General features: G+C 54.2%; 17 protein-coding genes. 6 read left to right on the top strand and 11 right to left on the bottom strand.

Translation table 11 applies throughout. The features are described from left to right. Positions 1-34: 34 nt before the first annotated feature. Entirely contained in the window at positions 35-1,864 is a 1,830-nt protein-coding gene (recQ, locus tag WN16_RS03920) for an ATP-dependent DNA helicase RecQ (RefSeq protein ID WP_003017915.1), read from the bottom strand. Positions 1,865-1,952: 88 nt separating this feature from the next. After that, positions 1,953-2,822, bottom strand: coding sequence for a phospholipase A (gene pldA / locus WN16_RS03915; RefSeq protein ID WP_003017916.1), 870 nt, complete (start codon positions 2,820-2,822; stop codon positions 1,953-1,955). A 165-nt stretch (positions 2,823-2,987) separates the two neighbouring features. Between pldA and yigI the strand changes: the two genes are divergently transcribed. Both yigI and rarD read left to right on the top strand, forming a co-directional pair. Then, entirely contained in the window at positions 2,988-3,455 is a 468-nt protein-coding gene (gene yigI, locus WN16_RS03910) for an acyl-CoA thioesterase YigI (RefSeq protein ID WP_003017917.1), read from the top strand. 51 nt (positions 3,456-3,506) lie between these two features. After that, positions 3,507-4,400: an EamA family transporter RarD gene (gene rarD, locus WN16_RS03905; protein ID WP_003841213.1), complete on the top strand. Its 894-nt coding sequence runs from the start codon at positions 3,507-3,509 to the stop codon at positions 4,398-4,400. A 73-nt stretch (positions 4,401-4,473) separates the two neighbouring features. Here rarD and corA read toward each other — a convergent pair whose 3' ends face one another. From corA to WN16_RS03870, 8 genes are all read right to left on the bottom strand, one after another. Continuing rightward, complete coding sequence (gene corA, locus WN16_RS03900; RefSeq protein ID WP_003017920.1) at positions 4,474-5,424, bottom strand: magnesium/cobalt transporter CorA; 951 nt, start codon at positions 5,422-5,424, stop codon at positions 4,474-4,476. 153 nt (positions 5,425-5,577) lie between these two features. Further along, entirely contained in the window at positions 5,578-5,634 is a 57-nt protein-coding gene (gene ysgD, locus WN16_RS24470; RefSeq protein ID WP_212723238.1) for a YsgD/CorL family protein, read from the bottom strand. A 148-nt stretch (positions 5,635-5,782) separates the two neighbouring features. Then, positions 5,783-7,945 (bottom strand): DNA helicase II, encoded by a 2,163-nt coding sequence (uvrD, locus tag WN16_RS03895; RefSeq protein WP_003017922.1) that lies wholly within the window; start codon positions 7,943-7,945, stop codon positions 5,783-5,785. A gap of 64 nt (positions 7,946-8,009) precedes the next feature. After that, positions 8,010-8,726 (bottom strand): 5-amino-6-(5-phospho-D-ribitylamino)uracil phosphatase YigB, encoded by a 717-nt coding sequence (gene yigB, locus WN16_RS03890; protein WP_003017925.1) that lies wholly within the window; start codon positions 8,724-8,726, stop codon positions 8,010-8,012. Beyond that, positions 8,726-9,628 (bottom strand): tyrosine recombinase XerC, encoded by a 903-nt coding sequence (gene xerC / locus WN16_RS03885; protein ID WP_003841210.1) that lies wholly within the window; start codon positions 9,626-9,628, stop codon positions 8,726-8,728. The genes yigB and xerC overlap by 1 nt, the downstream gene beginning before the upstream one ends. Beyond that, a complete protein-coding gene (locus tag WN16_RS03880; RefSeq protein WP_003841208.1) occupies positions 9,625-10,332 on the bottom strand; it encodes a DUF484 domain-containing protein in 708 nt (235 codons plus the stop codon). The genes xerC and WN16_RS03880 overlap by 4 nt, the downstream gene beginning before the upstream one ends. Further along, positions 10,329-11,153 carry a diaminopimelate epimerase gene (gene dapF, locus WN16_RS03875; RefSeq protein ID WP_003017933.1) on the bottom strand — a complete coding sequence of 275 codons (825 nt, stop codon included), beginning with the start codon at positions 11,151-11,153 and terminating at the stop codon, positions 10,329-10,331. Before dapF ends, WN16_RS03880 begins: the two co-directional genes overlap by 4 nt. Before the next feature lie 49 nt (positions 11,154-11,202). Beyond that, entirely contained in the window at positions 11,203-11,406 is a 204-nt protein-coding gene (locus tag WN16_RS03870; RefSeq protein WP_003017937.1) for a lipoprotein, read from the bottom strand. 138 nt (positions 11,407-11,544) lie between these two features. On the opposite strand from WN16_RS03870, the gene cyaY reads away from it, so the two are divergent. Further along, complete coding sequence (cyaY, locus tag WN16_RS03865) at positions 11,545-11,865, top strand: iron donor protein CyaY (RefSeq protein WP_003017943.1); 321 nt, start codon at positions 11,545-11,547, stop codon at positions 11,863-11,865. Between the two features lie 94 nt (positions 11,866-11,959). Here the strand turns inward: cyaY and cyaA are convergent, their stop codons facing one another. Further along, positions 11,960-14,506 carry a class I adenylate cyclase gene (gene cyaA / locus WN16_RS03860; protein WP_003017946.1) on the bottom strand — a complete coding sequence of 849 codons (2,547 nt, stop codon included), beginning with the start codon at positions 14,504-14,506 and terminating at the stop codon, positions 11,960-11,962. Positions 14,507-14,896: 390 nt separating this feature from the next. On the opposite strand from cyaA, the gene hemC reads away from it, so the two are divergent. From hemC to hemX, 3 genes are read left to right on the top strand one after another with little or no spacing between them, the layout of a single operon-like run. After that, positions 14,897-15,838 (top strand): hydroxymethylbilane synthase, encoded by a 942-nt coding sequence (hemC, locus tag WN16_RS03855; RefSeq protein ID WP_003841203.1) that lies wholly within the window; start codon positions 14,897-14,899, stop codon positions 15,836-15,838. Beyond that, positions 15,835-16,575 carry a uroporphyrinogen-III synthase gene (gene hemD, locus WN16_RS03850; protein WP_003017952.1) on the top strand — a complete coding sequence of 247 codons (741 nt, stop codon included), beginning with the start codon at positions 15,835-15,837 and terminating at the stop codon, positions 16,573-16,575. The genes hemC and hemD overlap by 4 nt, the downstream gene beginning before the upstream one ends. A 21-nt stretch (positions 16,576-16,596) precedes the next feature. Beyond that, positions 16,597-17,772 carry a uroporphyrinogen-III C-methyltransferase gene (gene hemX / locus WN16_RS03845; RefSeq protein WP_003017955.1) on the top strand — a complete coding sequence of 392 codons (1,176 nt, stop codon included), beginning with the start codon at positions 16,597-16,599 and terminating at the stop codon, positions 17,770-17,772. The last annotated feature ends 2 nt before the right edge of the window (positions 17,773-17,774 follow it).

Raw genomic sequence — 17,774 nt, 5'->3', positions numbered from 1 at the left:
GAGTCACCATCCTGGCACTTTTTTGCCCTGCTGACTACTCTTCGTCGTCACCATCAACGTGTGCGCGGATAAGCGCCATAAACTCTTTGCCAAAACGTTCAAGTTTACGCATTCCCACGCCGTTGACGCTCAGCATTTCACTCGGTGAAACCGGCATTTGTTCGGCCATTTCAATCAACGTAGCGTCGTTGAACACCACGTACGGCGGGATGTTCTCTTCATCAGCAATGGCTTTACGCAGCTTACGCAATTTGGCGAATAGTTTGCGGTCATAGTTGCCGCCGAAGGATTTCTGCATCGCGCGCGGTTTCAGCGCCACAATACGCGGCACGGCAAGCTGTAGTGGAACGTCACCGCGCAGCACCGGACGCGCGGCTTCGGTTAACTGTAACGCGGAGTGATGAGCAATATTCTGCGTCACCAGGCCCAGGTGAATAAGCTGGCGAATAACGCTCACCCAGTGTTCGTGGCTTTGCTCACGTCCAATGCCATAGACCGGCAGTTTGTCATGGGCCAGCTCGCGAATACGCTGGTTATTCGCGCCACGCAGAACCTCGACGACATAGCCCATACCAAAACGTTGGTTAACACGGTAGATCGTCGACAGCGCTTTACGCGCATCCATGAGTCCGTCGTACTGCTTTGGCGGATCGAGGCAGATGTCGCAGTTACCACACGGCTCCTGACGCCCTTCGCCAAAATAATTCAGCAGCACCAGGCGACGACAGGTTTGTGCCTCGGCAAACGCCCCCATCGCATTGAGCTTATGCCGTTCGATATCCAGCAGTTGCCCAGCGGGTTTCTCTTCGAGGCAACGGCGTAGCCATGCCATATCAGCCGGATCGTAAAACAGCATCGCTTCCGCCGGTAGACCATCACGCCCGGCGCGGCCGGTTTCCTGGTAATAGGATTCGATATTGCGCGGAATGTCGAAATGCACCACGAAGCGTACGTTAGGTTTGTTGATCCCCATACCGAACGCCACGGTCGCCACCACGATTTGCAGGTCGTCGCGCTGGAATTTCTCCTGCACCTCGGCGCGTACGGCATTTTCCAGCCCAGCATGATAAGCCCCGGCGCTGATGCCACGGCTTTGCAGACGCGCGGCGGTGTCCTCGACTTTAGCGCGACTGTTACAGTAGATAATGCCAGACTTGCCGCGCTGCTCTTGCACATAGCGCATCAGCTGATCGAGCGGCTTAAATTTCTCCATCAACATGTAGCGAATGTTCGGGCGGTCAAAGCTGCTGATCTGAATTAACGGGTCGTTGAGTCCCAGCAGACGCACAATGTCCAGCCGGGTTGTCTCATCCGCGGTCGCGGTCAGCGCCACAAACGGCAGGGTTGGGAAACGTTGGCGCAACTGGCCCAGCGCCGCGTATTCGGGGCGGAAATCATGCCCCCACTGCGAAATACAGTGCGCTTCATCAACCGCCAGCAGCACCGGATTCCAGTGCGCCAGATGCTCAAGGAAGTTATCCAGCATCAGGCGTTCGGGCGCAATGTACAGTAAGCGAATCTGTCCTGTACGACAGCCTGCCATCACCTCAAGCTGCTGCTCACGACTTTGAGTAGAGTTAAGGCACGCCGCCGCCACGCCGTTGGCCAGCAGTTGATCGACCTGATCCTTCATCAAGGAAATCAGCGGAGAAACAACAACGGTGAGTCCGTTTAGCAATAATGCGGGAATTTGATAGCACAGGGATTTACCGCCGCCGGTCGGCATAACGACCAGGCAGTCGCGACCAGAGAGCACGGTATCAATGATTTCTTCCTGACCAGGGCGAAACTGTTGGTAGCCAAAGGTTTCTTGCAAAACCTGTTTAGCGCCCATTTCCAGATTCAACACTTCCGCCTGCGCCACATTAACCCCATTAGCCTGAAATAAAAACAGGCGCTATTTTCAGCGCCTGAGAGAGAAACTGCAATGATTAAAATACTCTCAATACTTATCAGAAGATATCGTTGAGCATCACGCCCACACCAACACGGGTCTGATTGAAGTTATAGTCAATCAGCGATTCGCCGTAACCGCTGTAAACCTGGGTGTAAAGACGTACATGCTTCGTAATGGGGTAACTGACACCCAACTCAGCGCCGCCGTAACCGGTATTCCAGTTGTACTGACCTTTCGCACTTAAGACGGCGTCACCGAGGTGATAACCCAGTTTGAGCTGATAGTAGCCCATATATTTTGTGATATCCGGGTTATCATCAGTGCTACCGATGACGTACCACGGCTTAACTTCCACCAGCCAGTTACCGTTTTCAGCCATCAGACGAGTATAAAGACGGTTCCAGCTACGCGAGGTCGGATCGGAACGACCGTTGGAATCATGGTTATAGCCCATTTCGACATCACGAAGCGTCCAACCGGCAAAGCGGTAGTCGGTGGCGAAACCGAGGAACAATTGCGGTTCGTAGTTGGTTTCGCGAAACGGTGAAGACTCTTCACTGTTAGAAAGCTGCCACCAGGATTTCTGGGTATAGGAGCCGCCGAGTACCGAATTTGGGCCTAATATCCCGCGCCACAGCGGAAACGCCAGGCTTAGCTGAAACTTAACCTCATCTTTGCGCGCATTTTCGGACCAGCTATAGCTGCTGATCGCCTCTTTGTTCATGTCGCTGGTATTGGTGTAGATAAGATAGTTAGTGTCATAAGGATAAAGCGTGAAAGGGTTGTCATGTTCCTGCAGCATGTTGGCGATAATACTGCCACGAACCGCCGGTGCATCATGAATCTCTTTCACTGTCGCTTCCTGCGCATACGCGGTCAACGGCAGCATGACTGCTGGTAGTAACCATCCCAAAATCGCCCGCATCGGTACTGTTCTCCTGAACCAAAATATTGATGAATTGTATAATTATCTGGCAAGTATTCTACATACTTAGCGAGTTCCTCGTTAGTTATCCCGTCCTAAAGTAGAAAACAACAAATAATAAGCATAATATCAACATTTCATTAACCATTAAGATGTAGGGATCATATGTCTGCCGTACTTACTGCTGAGGAAGCGCTGAAGTTAGTGGGTGAAATGTTTGTCTATCATATGCCGTTTAACCGGGCGCTGGGACTTGAGCTTGAACGCTATGAGAAAGAATTTGCTCAATTAGCCTTTAATAATCAACCGATGATGGTCGGCAACTGGGCGCAAAGCATTTTGCATGGCGGCGTGATCGCCTCGGCGCTGGACGTCGCCGCCGGACTGGTGTGCGTTGGCAGTACGCTAACCCGCCATGAGACGATCAGTGAGGACGAACTGCGTCAGCGGATGTCACGCATGGGAACCATCGATTTGCGCGTTGATTACCTGCGCCCAGGGAGAGGGAATCGCTTTACCGCCACCAGCAGCCTGCTGCGGGCGGGTAATAAAGTCGCCGTGGCACGCGTGGAACTGCATAACGAAGAACAGCTTTATATTGCCAGCGCAACCGCCACTTATATGGTGGGGTAAGCAGCCAAAAAAAGGTAAACTGCTGTTACATTTCTGCAATGAGTTTTCCCGATGGATGCTAAACAAACGCGGCAGGGCGTGTTACTCGCTCTTGCTGCTTATTTTATTTGGGGTATCGCACCTGCCTACTTCAAGCTGATTTACTATGTCCCGGCGGATGAGATCCTGACGCACCGCGTCATCTGGTCATTTTTCTTCATGGTGGTGCTGATGAGCATCAGCCGCCAATGGTCGGGTGTCAAAACGCTGCTCCAAACGCCAAAGAAGATCTTCCTGCTGGCGCTCTCGGCGGTGCTCATCGGCGGAAACTGGCTGCTGTTCATTTGGGCGGTCAATAATCACCATATGCTGGAAGCCAGCCTCGGCTATTTTATTAACCCGCTGGTGAATATTGTGCTGGGAATGCTTTTCCTCGGCGAACGCTTTCGTCGCATGCAGTGGCTGGCGGTACTGTTAGCCGCCTGCGGCGTGCTGGTACAGCTGTGGACCTTCGGATCGCTGCCAATCATCGCGCTGGGACTGGCGTTCAGCTTTGCGTTCTATGGCCTGGTGCGCAAGAAGATTGCGGTCGAAGCACAAACCGGCATGCTGATCGAAACCCTGTGGCTTTTACCCGTTGCAGCCATCTATCTGTTTGGCATTGCCGACAGCCCAACCAGCCATATGGGGCAAAACCCGATGTCGCTCAATCTGCTGCTGATTGCTGCGGGTGTCGTGACCACCATTCCGCTGCTGTGCTTTACCGGCGCGGCAACCCGCCTGCGTCTGTCGACGCTGGGTTTTTTCCAGTACATTGGCCCTACGCTGATGTTCCTGCTGGCGGTAACGTTCTACGGTGAAGTACCGGGTGCGGACAAGATGGTCACTTTCGCGTTTATCTGGGTCGCACTGGCGATTTTCGTGATGGATGCGATTTATACGCAACGACGGGTTCGTCGGAGCTAGGGGATTGCCGGATGGCGTTTCGCTTATCCGGCCTACAAAAGCACATCACCGTAGGCCGGATAAGTCACCGCCATTACAGCCAGTTCTTGCGCTTAAAGTACAGATACGGCGCCAGACCGGCGAGCATCATAAAGACAATCGCCCCAGGATAACCAAAGCTCCAGTGCAGTTCCGGCATGAACTCAAAGTTCATCCCATAGCTGGACGCCACCAGCGTCGGCGGCAGGAACACCACAGAAACCACCGAGAAGATCTTGATGATGCGGTTCTGCTCGATGTTGATAAAACCCATCGCCGCCTGCATCAGGAAGTTAACCTTCTGGAACAGCGATTCATTGTGCGGCAGCAGAGATTCGATATCGCGCAGGATCTCACGCGCCTGCTCCAGCTGACTGCCCGGCAACCGCGCTTTACGCACCAGGAAGTTCAGTGCGCGTTGGGTATCCATCAGACACAAGCGTACCTTCCAGCCGATATCTTCCAGTTCCGCCAGCGTCGACAGCGCTTCGTCATATTCATCGCCCTGACGCCCTTCCATGATCACACGGCTGAGTTTTTCCAGGTCGCTGTAGATGTTTTCGATCTCATCCGCCAGCTGTTCAATTTTGGTTTCGAACAGGTCGAGCAACAGCTCGTAGGCATTGCCATCCACCATAGCCTGGTTACGCGCACGCATGCGGTACAGGCGAAAGGCCGGCAATTCGCGCTCGCGCAGGGTAAACAGACGGCCTTCGCGAATAGTAAATGCGACGGTTGAGTTACCCGCGTGATCGTCGGCATCTTCATAAAAGAAGAAGGAGTGAATGTGCAGACCGTCTTCGTCTTCAAAAAAACGCGCGGATGCTTCGATGTCTTCCAGTTCAGGGCGCGTAGCCAGATTCTGGCCCAAGTCCTTTTGCACACGGTTTCGTTCTTCGTCATCCGGCTCGACTAAATCGACCCAAACCGAACTGGCCAGGTGCTCGATCTCGTCTGCCTCAAGGCGAGTTAAACGATTGTTTTCCAGTTGAAATGCGCTCAGCATGACCGGGACTCCCAATGCAAAAAATTATCGGACAGTTCGGAGGGCACACAGAAACAAATTGGGTTTCAGACCATTAAACAGCCTGACTCAGCGCGACGGGAAAAACAGAAGGTCGCTGACAACCGCGAAGGCTATCAGCAAAAAGGGATAGCCTTAGGAGTTGATCCTGGATGACAGGATAATGAGCCAGTATCTACTGGGTGTGTCCAAGGCGAATGTCCTCTTAGCGTAATCGTGCGCGCATGTTACGCCAGCAAAATTTTGACGTCAACACGCAACGAAACGCTAGCCTGGATAAATTACCTGCTCATCAGTAAGGCTAGCAGATCGTTACAAAATAATGATATTTTTCTGAAAGTTATACCGTTTCCAGTCGGGCATAGGCCGCCACCAGCCATTTGATCCCCTGCCCCTGGAACGCGACCTGCAAACGACTGTGCTCGCCGCTGCCTTCCAGATTGACAATGGTGCCCTCGCCAAACTTGGCATGGCGTACGCGCTGGCCAAGCTTATAGCCGGTATCGTTTTCCGCCATTGGCGTGCCCATTCGCTGATGGCTTACCGGGCGGCTGACCGTGGCGCGCAGACGTACCTCTTCAACACACGCTTCCGGCAGTTCACCAATAAAGCGCGACGGGCGATGGTAAACCTCTTTGCCGTACAGACGACGCGTTTCAGCGTAGGTCAGCGTCAGCTTTTGCATCGCGCGGGTCACGCCGACGTAGGCCAGGCGGCGTTCCTCTTCGAGACGTCCGCCTTCGTCCAGCGACATCTGGCTGGGGAACATGCCTTCTTCCATGCCGACGATAAACACCTGCGGGAACTCCAGACCTTTCGCCGAGTGCAGGGTCATCAGCTGAACCGCATCCTGCCAGGTATCCGCCTGCCCTTCGCCCGCCTCCAGCGCGGCGTGAGACAGGAACGCCTGCAACGGCATTAAGTCTTCATCTTCCTCGTTGTAGCTAAACTGGCGCGTTGCCGTCACCAGTTCGTCTAAGTTTTCGATACGCGTCTGGCCCTTCTCGCCTTTTTCCTGCTCGTACATCATGCGCAGGCCGGAGTCTTTAATCACCCGGTCAGTTTGCACGTGCAGCGGCATATCGGCGGTCTCCTGGGCCAGTGCGTCAATCAGCTCCATAAAACGCTGTAAGGCGCTGGCAGCGCGCCCCGCGAGGGCTTTTTCCTGCAACAGCTCACGACAAGCCTGCCACAACGTTAGCTGGCGGTCACGGGAGGTCTGACGCACCACATCTAAAGTACGATCGCCAATCCCGCGGGTCGGTGTATTCACCACGCGCTCAAATGCGGCGTCGTCATTGCGATTAGCGATCAGGCGCAGGTAAGAGAGCGCATCTTTGATTTCCTGGCGTTCGAAGAAGCGCATCCCGCCATAAATCCGATACGGCATGCTGGCTTGTAACAACGCCTCTTCCAGTACGCGCGACTGGGCGTTGCTGCGGTACAGAATAGCGCATTGTTCAAGCGCGCCGCCGTTGTCCTGCCAGGTCTTGATGCGGTTAACGACAAAACGCGCTTCATCAAGTTCGTTGAACGCGCAGTAAAGCGAGATCGGTTCACCGTCGACACCGTCGGTCCACAGCTTTTTACCCAGACGCCCGTTGTTGTTCTCAATCAGGGCGTTAGCTGCGCTGAGGATATTGTTGGTCGAGCGGTAATTCTGCTCCAGACGAATGGTTTCTGCGCCCGGGAAATCGGTTAGGAAGCGCTGGATGTTTTCCACCTGCGCCCCGCGCCAGCCGTAGATCGACTGGTCGTCATCACCCACGATCATCACTTTACCGGTATCGCCCGCCAGCAGGCGGATCCAGGCGTATTGAATGTTGTTGGTATCCTGAAATTCGTCCACCAGGATATTGGTAAAGCGTTCGCGATAGTGCTGCAGGATATGCGGCTTGTTGAGCCACAGTTCATGGGCGCGCAGTAGCAGCTCGGCGAAATCCACCAGCCCGGCGCGATCACACGCTTCCTGGTAAGCCTGATACACTTTCTGCCAGGTTTGCTCAACCGGGTTGCCATAGCTCTGCAGATGGTGCGGGCGCAGCCCTTCGTCTTTCTGACTATTGATAAACCACATCGCCTGACGCGGCGGCCACTGCTTCTCATCCAGGTTCATCGCCTTGATCAGGCGCTTGAGCAGACGCAGTTGGTCTTCGCTGTCGAGGATCTGGAAATCCTGCGGCAGGTTGGCATCCATATGGTGCGCGCGCAGCAGACGGTGCGCCAGACCGTGGAACGTCCCCACCCACATACCGCCCTGGCTGGTTCCCATGATCTGACCAATACGGTGACGCATTTCCGCTGCCGCTTTGTTGGTAAAGGTTACCGCCATAATCGAATACGGCGAGTTGTTCTCTACCGTCAGTAACCAGGCGATACGGTGCACCAGCACGCGCGTTTTACCACTCCCCGCACCTGCCAGAACCAACATGTTGCTGCGTGGCGCGGCCACAGCCTGGCGCTGTTCGTCATTGAGGCTATCGAGCAGGTAAGAAACGTCCATTGGCACCGCCGGAATCAACAGGGCCCAGCCGGACCCCTGGGAATTTATACAGAGTTGTTGGTGATTATATCAGCGAGGTCAGAGATGCCAACTGTGAAATTTCGATATGCGGCAGCAAACGGCTGTCAGCGGTGTGCATCAGGTCGGCATTTTCCGGTTTGATCCAGCAGGCCTGCATACCACAACGGATAGCGCCCGCGACGTCTGTCGTCAGGTCATCACCCACATGCAGGATCTCACCTACAGGCATTTTCAGTTTTTCCGCCGCCAGCGTGTACATGTCGCTGAACGGTTTTGATCGTCCGTCGGGACCGGCGCGCAGCACAAACTCAAAGTAATCACCCAGGCCAAACAGTTCCGGCTGCGCGTTACCGTTGGTGATCGCCACCAGCGGCCATTTGCGAGCCAGCGCTTTCAGCGTGTCATGCGTCGTCTGTGGGACTTCAATGCGGCTACGCCATTTGGCAAAATTCATCATCGCCGCATTCGCCCCCATTCTGGCTTCTGCCGCTGACAAACCCGCCTCCAGCATAGCGCGTTCTACGGCCCGGTGACGCCATTGGGTAACATCGTGATAGATTTCCGGCTCGGCGTCACGAACGGCCTGACGCAAGCGCTGTAGGTCGCTATTTTGCAGCGAATTCAACGCCGGATGGTAATTCTGTACAAACGCGAGCGCTTCCTGCTCGGTGCGTGTGATAACGGGACGGTTATCGTAAAGGGTGTCATCAAGGTCAAAGGTGAGCGCAGAAATGCGCCCCAAAGGCCGGTAAAAACGCATTATTTCCCCCGTTTGGCGCGCGGATGCGCCGCATCGTACACTGAAGCCAGGTGTTGAAAATCAAGATGGGTATAGATTTGAGTTGTGGAGAGATTGGCATGACCCAATAACTCCTGCACTCCGCGCAGATCGCCGCTCGACTCCAGCATATGCGTCGCAAAGGAGTGGCGTAATTTGTGGGGATGTACGTGGCTGTTCAGCCCCTGCTTGATACCCCATTCAGCAAAGCGTTTCTGCACGTTACGCGCCGAGATGCGTTTGCCCAGTTTGGACAGAAATAGCGCATCGTCATCGCAGCCAAAGAGTCCGCGTAGATCCAGCCAGTGTTCAATCCACGCCACCGCATTGCGGCCAATCGGCAGGCGACGCTCTTTACTGCCCTTACCCATCACCCACACTTCGCCGGTGTCGAGATCGAGATGTTTAATATCCAGCCCAACCAGTTCAGATAAACGCAGACCCGCGCCGTACATCACTTCCAGCATCGCTCTATCACGCACGGCAAGGGGGTCGTTGAGATCGATATCCAGCAGACGATTAACGTCGTCGACATCGATATTTTTAGGCAGATGACGCGGTGCTTTCGGCGCGGAAACGCTTTTTGCCGGATTGGCTTTCAGTTCGCCCTGATTAACCAGCCAGTCGAAGAAACTGCGTAACGCGGAGAGACGCAGCGCCAGACTCGCCGGCCCCAATCCTTTACGACGGCTGCGAACAGCAAAACTGCGGACCATGAGCGCATCACATTGTTGCCAGCTTTGCAGACCGGTCTCTCCAGCTAACGCAATGATGGCATCAAGCTGACGCTGATAATTAAGCAAGGTGATCGGGCTAAGCTGACGCTCAACGCCCAGATAGCGCAAAAAGCGCGCCACATCCTGAGAAAGGGGTGAATCGGTCATACGCGTTCAATCCAGCGCTCCAGCAGCTCCGGCAACATCAGCGAGATTTCCTGCAGCAATTGCGTGCCTTGCCCCTGCTGGTAATGATTAACATCACGACTGCTAAACAGCATCACGCCAAGGGATCCATCCTGCCCGAGCATCGACATCGCGACTGAGCCTATGGCTTTCGCCTCCGGCATCATGACCAGCAATTCAGGACCATTGAGCGGCCCAAGATAGTGCTGCGACTGGCCCAAACGCTGGATACGCAACGGTTCAAAAGCCTGACGGCTTAATGCCAGATGGGTGAATTTTGAGGGCGCGCCTAGTCGCCAGCGATCCGGGAACAGACGAACCGTCGCTCCTGCCAGCCCTAACTCACGCGCCCAGCGATGAAATCGCATCAGCATATCGTCAAGGCTGCTGGCCGCCACCAGACGTCCTTGCAGATTTAACAGACGATAGAACAGGCTTTCATTGGCGTTGGCCTGTTCCATCAACAGCGCCATGTTCTCTTCCAGCACGTTAATATGATTACGCGCCCGCGCCATATGCCATTCCACTAAAGAGACCGTGCCCCGCACTGGGTGCGGAACTCGCATCGCTTCAACAGCCTGGGCATTACGGATAAAAAACTCAGGATTACGTTGCAGATAATCGACGACCGCCCGATCGTCGAGCTCCATGAGCGTTTCCTGTAGTTCTTCCCCTGGTTGCTTCATAAGTGAATAAATCCGTCGTAGACATGTGCCGCCGGGCCAGTCATATACAGCGGATGACCCGGACCTTTCCAGGCGATATCAAGTCGACCGCCCGGTAATTCCACCCTCACTTCTTCTGCCAGCAGCCCCTGCTGGATACCGACTGCAACGGCGGCGCATGCACCGCTGCCGCAGGCCTGCGTTTCACCCGCGCCGCGCTCATAGACGCGCAGTCGGATATGCTCGCGTTTTACCACCTGCATAAATCCGATGTTGGCGCGTTCAGGGAAGCGTTCATGGCTTTCCAGAACCGGTCCCAGTGTTTCTACCGTGGCCGTATCAACATCATCAACCTGAATCACGCAGTGCGGGTTCCCCATTGAAACCACGCCGCACAATACTGTCTGTTCGGCCGCGCGCATAATATAGGTCTTCTCTGCTTTATTAGCGCGAAAAGGAACCTGCGAGGGTTCAAAATTGGGTTCGCCCATATTCACTCGCACCAGCTCGTCGTCGGTTACGGTTAATACCATACGACCATTCGCTGTACTGACGCGAATATCGCGCTTATTGGTCAGCCCTTTCAGGCGAACAAAACGGGCAAAACAGCGGGCGCCATTGCCGCACTGTGACACTTCACTGCCGTCGGCATTAAAAATACGGTAGTGGAAATCCAGCTCCGGATCATACGGAGGTTCAACCACCAGCAGTTGATCAAATCCAACGCCGAGATGTCTGTCGGCCAGGCGGCGGATCAGCTCTGGTGAGAAAAAGACATTCTGCGTTACCGCGTCGACGACCATAAAATCGTTGCCAAGGCCATGCATTTTAGAGAATTGCATCATTCACTCCGTTCACGCGGGTACAGAAATGTAAAATCTATTCCTGCCGTTAGTAATTCACCTGAGAAGGCCCATCACTAATCCCACGATCGTTTTTCTCAGGCGTGGTGGATTGCGATTGCGGCTGAACGCTCTTGGTCGGAGGCGGCGCGGTTTTATCAGCTGGCGGGAAATAGAGCGGGCCTTTGAGCCCACAGCCCGTCAGGCTGAACAGAGTAAAAATGACAGCGAGTGGCTTTAACACGTTTTTCATTATCGATTGCCTGTAAAGTTCATGCTTTCTGTTTTCTATCATCGCAGGAGAAGGCGTAAAAGCAAGAGTTTGGCTAAAAACTGCATCGCGATTTATTCCACGTTATACTGCGGGCATCACGAAAAATAGGATAAGAAAATGAACGACAGTGAATTTCATCGCCTTGCTGACACCCTGTGGATGACCATTGAAGAACGTCTGGATGACTGGGATGGCGACAGCGATATTGATTGTGAGATCAACGGCGGCGTTCTGACCATCAGTTTCGAAAACGGCAGCAAAATTATCATTAACCGTCAGGAGCCGCTGCACCAGGTATGGCTGGCGACCAAACAGGGCGGCTACCACTTTGACCTGAAAGGCGACGAGTGGATCTGCGACCGAAGCGGCGAAACGTTCTGGGATCTGCTGGAACAGGCGGCAACGCAGCAGGCAGGTGAAGAGGTGAGCTTCCACTAAGTGTGATTGCCGGATGCGCTTCGCTTATCCGGCCTGGGTATCTCGCGCATTTGGAGGCCGGATAAGGTGTTTACACCGCCATCCGGCACTATGCTTAAGAGAAGTACTGCTGCAACTGCGGCGCGTCGTTGTCCTGATTGACGGGCGGAACAGCGCTAATCGGCTGGGTGCGGAACGGAATCACCTGCGCGCGCCCGTCGGTTTTCACAATCTGATAGAACTGCGGCAGGTTAAAGTTGATGAAGCTGGAGCCGTAGGTAAAACGATCGTGCGACGATGAGTAGAAACGGCTGACGTCGCGTACCAGTTCCTCTTTACTACCTTCGCAGTGGTGATACACCTCAGCCCGATTGCTTTCGTCCAGAATGTAGATATTAAAGCCCTGCTCATCACCCGTTTCTTCGAAAAAGAACTGAATAATCCCTTCACTGGCAAAACCGTCTACCACCGACGGCAGTTTCACATGGTTGGTCTCAACCTGGACGGAAAGCCCGTGCAGTTTGTTATGTGAAATCGCGCCATAGAATTCAATCGCGTTTTCCAGCTTCTGCACCGAGACGTTCAGGCGCTCGAAGAACAATCCCCACGTCTGGCCGGAAACACGCAGCGCTTTGAAACGTCCGGTTTCCTGACGGGTGCTGGAGAGGCGTAATTCGATGCACTCAGACACCAGTTGCTGAACGCGGGTACGAATTAAACCGCGCAGATGCTGGCTATAGCAGAAGACCTCGACGCTATCTGGCGGCGCGGCATCCTGGTGCATTTTGCCCAGAATCGTTTTTAACGCTTCAATCATCGCCTGCTCGCCGTTGAAGTGCAGCGTACGCACCTCATTCCACGAGTTGCGGTACAGCAGGTCTACGCTACCCACCAGGCATTTTTGCTCTTCACCAAAACTGAAGACGTCCAGCTTACGGAAATCAAAATGCACCACCTGATTGCGAAACGCTGCCGTCGGGTCATATTCGAGGTTAACGATAATCGCCAGATGGCGAATTTCGCATGGGCTATAGAGCGCTTTCGGCGTTGGCGCAGGCAGTCGCAGCGGGAAGTGGTGCGACACATCGGCGACCATTTCCTGCAGCTTCGGCAAATCAACAATGCCGTTGCCCTTAATAAACAAATGCGTACGCGAGGTCAGCAGGCCATTGAACCAGGCCCACGCCACCAGCTTGTTGAGATAGCGGTTATATTCCAGCGGCTGATGGCTGATGATCGAGTCCATGTTAGGCGCGCGGTTGTAGAGATACCAACCCGAACGGTTGGCACGACCCGGCGGTACATGGATAAAGGTCAGATTCGGTTCCGAGAGATCCGGAGATATCTGCGGGTTCACCAGCGTGACCTTACCCGGCAACGCTTCAAACGCAGCATACAGCTTACGGGTCAGCACACCGATATCCTGCGGACTGGCGCTGACGCTGAGGTTATTGCGCCGCGCAAAGCGGATCAGGTTACGATAGCTCTGCATCATCGCATCGAGCAGTTCGTTATGCGCTTCACGTACCTGGTCAATCTTCCAGTTAGCGCGGTTATCCAGCATGGTCAGACGAGTGTCATCCCAGCCCCACTCTTTCACTAACTGACTTAATACTTCACGACGCCAGCCCACGCAGGCGCGCTCACGGCTCAGTTTCTCGCACACTTTTAAGTAGAAACATCGACGTACTAAATCCAGGCGCGTCGGATCTTCGATCGCCGTGAGGTACTCGGTAACGCGCTCCAGCATCATGCAGTAAGGGTCGAGACCAAAAGAGACGATCTCGCCGTCATGCAAGCGCTGTTTAATGTCTTTCGCCAACAGGCGTGGGTTGGGATATTCCCAGGAATAGGCTTCCAGCAACAGCGTTTTCAGCACCGCTTTGTACGGGGAGTCGATACTCTTGTACAACTGCCAGAGGCTGGCGCCAAAGTACTCTTCGGCGGAAAGCGAACTGAGTCCGCCGAGATCCAGCCATTCATTTGGCGTTAACACCCCCTGTGCGTAGAGCGTCATGACGTAATCGTCGTAGTGCTCTTCTTCGTCGCCCGGCACCATATTCCACAGAATACGTTTACCCGCGAGGCGCACAGCGGTGCGATAGAATTCATCCAGCAACAGGATATGCTGCGTCGAACCACAGTCTTCACCACCCAGACTGCCGCTTTCATTGTGACGGAAACGGTTTTCATCAATCAGGAAGAAACTGACTTCCACACCCAGCGAGGCCGCCCAGCTTTCCAGCAGGCTACATTTTCGCTGCAGCAGCTGGCGCTCTTCGCTATCCAGCCAGGATTGATGGCAGACCCAGATATCAAGGTCAGACGAACAGCTTTGCCCTACCGAAGAGGTACTGCCCATTGAGTAAACGCCGGTGATCGGCAGTTCGCCCTTCGGCGGGTCCTGCGGCGACATACCGCGGTACAGTTCCAGCTCGTTCAGGTAGTGGCGTTGGGTTTCATCAGGCGTGTAAAGGCATATGCCCTTGGGAACGTTACCATCAAGGTAACCCGGCATCAGCGGATGGTGGTAGTGCAATAATGTCGGCAGCAGACTGTATACCTGCTGGAAAGCAGGTCCCATGGCAGCAAGCGCGCGATCCACACGCAGTTGATTTATGGCATCCAGTCTCTGTTTCAGAGTCTCAATATAGAGGTACAAGACGTATCGCCTGATGTTGCATCCGTCATGGCGTCGATAGCAGCGGCGCAAACGCTCACCACCCTCGTCATCAGTCCGGATAAACCGTATGTCAAAAATAACCGTTACCTTTTTCCCCTGCACTTTTATTAGTTACAGATGAAAAAATGGTCTAAAACGTGATCAATTTAACACCTTGCTCATTGACCGTAAAGAAAGATGCGCTACATACCAGTGTAGCACCGTTCGTTACGTGTAAATTCCTTCATACGGTCGGGAGGTTTTTCTCGTCATTATTCACTGACAGTGATGATGCAGCGCCTTTCCTCTCACTTACGTTTGAGCGTAACGCTGACATCCCTTTGATAAGGATGTTAGGATGGTCAATGATTGATAATGACGGTAACAAGCATGTTAGACAATGTTTTGAGAATTGCCACACGCCAAAGCCCCCTTGCGCTCTGGCAGGCACATTATGTCAAAGACGCCTTAATGGCAAACCACCCAGGTCTGATCGTGGAACTGGTTCCTATGGTAACCCGTGGCGATGTGATCCTTGATACCCCGCTGGCGAAAGTCGGAGGGAAAGGGTTGTTTGTTAAAGAGCTGGAAGTCGCGCTGCTGGAAAAACGCGCCGATATCGCCGTGCATTCCATGAAGGATGTGCCGGTTGAATTCCCTGACGGTCTTGGACTGGTCACCATTTGCGAGCGAGAGGATCCGCGTGATGCTTTCGTCTCAAATAAGTACAACACGCTGGATGAACTCCCCGCAGGCAGCATCGTTGGGACATCCAGTTTGCGTCGCCAGTGCCAGTTGGCGAAGCGTCGCCCGGATCTCGTCATCCGTTCGCTGCGCGGCAACGTAGGCACGCGCCTCAGCAAACTGGATAACGGCGATTATGACGCCATTATTCTGGCGGTCGCTGGATTAAAACGTTTAGGTCTTGAGTCGCGAGTCCGTACCGCTCTGCCGCCGGAAGTCTCCCTGCCCGCTGTCGGACAAGGCGCAGTAGGCATAGAATGTCGACTGGATGATATGCGCACTCAGGCGCTGTTAGCGCCGCTCAACCATGAAGAAACCGCGCTACGCGTCAAAGCAGAACGCGCCATGAACACCCGCCTGGAAGGGGGATGTCAGGTACCTATTGGTAGCTATGCCGAAATCATCGACGGTGAGATTTGGCTACGTGCGCTGGTCGGCGCGCCAGACGGTTCACAGATGGTATGCGGAGAACGTCGCGGCGCCACACAGGATGCCGAACAGATGGGCATCTCTCTGGCAGAAGAACTGCTGGAGAACGGTGCGCGCGCCATTCTGGCTGAAGTTTATAACGGAGAAGCACCCGCATGAGTATTCTGGTCACCCGCCCGTCTCCCGCTGGGGAAGAGTTAGTGAGCCGTCTGCGCACACTGGGGCAGGTGGCCTGGAGTTTTCCGCTCATCGAGTTTTCACCTGGTCGGGAACTGGCAACGCTTGCTTCCCGACTGTCGGCGCTGACGGAGAACGATCTGGTCTTCGCCCTCTCGCAGCACGCCGTTACCTTTGCAGATGCCGAGCTTCAGCAGCAAGAGAAAAGCTGGCCATCCCTTCCGCAGTATTTTGCCATTGGCCGTACAACGGCGCTGGCGCTGCATACTGTTAGCGGCTTCAATATTCACTACCCTCTGGATCGGGAAATTAGCGAAGTCTTGCTACAATTACCTGAATTGCAAAATATTGCGGGAAAACGCGCGCTTATATTACGCGGCAACGGTGGCCGCGAGCTGATAGGTGAAACCCTGACGGCACGCGGAGCCGATGTCGATTTTTGTGAATGTTATCAACGCAGTGCAAAATATTACGATGGTGCAGAAGAAGCGATGCGCTGGCAATCCCGTGGCGTAACCACGGTGGTCGTCACTAGCGGAGAGATGCTACAACAGCTCTGGACGCTTATTCCACAGTGGTATCGTGAGCACTGGTTACTACGCTGTCGGCTGCTGGTCGTCAGTGAGCGTCTGGCGCACCTCGCCCGGGAACTGGGCTGGCAAGATATTAAGGTCGCTGATAACGCCGACAACGATGCGCTTCTACGCGCATTACAATAACTCTCATAATGGGATGCCATAATGACGGAACAAGAAAAATCCTCCGCCGTGGTTGAAGAGACCAGGGAGGCCGTGGAAACCACGTCACAGCCAGTTAATACTGAAAAAAAGAGTAAGAACAGCACGGCGCTGATTCTGAGCGCTGTGGCAATTGCTATTGCGCTGGCAGCAGGCGTTGGGCTGTACGGCTGGGGGAAACAACAGGCAACAACACAAACGGCAACCAGCGATGCGCTGGCGAACCAGCTGACGGCACTGCAAAAAGCGCAGGAAAGCCAGAAAGCTGAACTGGAAGGTATTATTAAACAGCAGGCAACGCAGCTGGATGAAGCCACTCGCCAGCAGGCCGCGCTGGTCAAACAGCTTGATGAAGTCCAGCAAAAAGTCGCCACCATCTCCGGCAGCGATGCTGGAACATGGCTGCTGGCGCAGGCTGATTTCCTGGTGAAACTGGCTGGTCGCAAATTATGGAGCGATCAGGACGTCACTACCGCCGCGGCGCTGCTGAAAAGCGCCGATGCCAGTCTGGCAGATATGAACGACCCGAGCTTAATTACCGCGCGACGTGCGATTACTGACGATATCGCGAGCCTCTCCGCGGTGACTCAGGTCGACTATGACGGCATTATCCTGAAAGTGAATCAACTCTCTAATCAGATCGATAACCTGCGTTTGGCCGACAACGACACCGACGATTCACCGATGGACTCGGACAGCAGCGAGCTTTCCAGCTCGATTAGCGAATGGCGCGTCAATCTGCAAAAAAGCTGGCAGAACTTTATGGACAGCTTTATCACCGTGCGCCGTCGTGATGAAACTGCCGTACCGCTGCTGGCACCGAACCAGGACGTTTACTTACGTGAAAATATCCGTTCCCGCCTGTTAGTAGCTGCACAGGCCGTGCCGCGTCATCAGGAAGAGACATACCGCCAGGCGCTGGAAAATGTCTCCACATGGGTGCGTGCTTACTACGACACCGACGATGCAGCGACCAAAGCGTTCCTTGAAGAAGTAGACCAACTGAGCCAGCAAAGCATCAGTATGGATGTCCCGGAAACGCTGCAGAGTCAGGCTATTCTCGACAAGTTAATGCAGACCCGCGTACGTAATTTACTGGCGCAACCTGCCACAGCACCGGTAGCAGCAGCGCCAGCGCCTTCGACAGACGCTCCGGCAACCGCGCCGCAAGGAGAATAATG

The organism is Citrobacter sp. ABFQG (assembly GCF_004322975.1).
GTDB lineage: Bacteria > Pseudomonadota > Gammaproteobacteria > Enterobacterales > Enterobacteriaceae > Citrobacter > Citrobacter freundii.
This window is presented reverse-complemented; position numbering and strand designations above follow the sequence as displayed.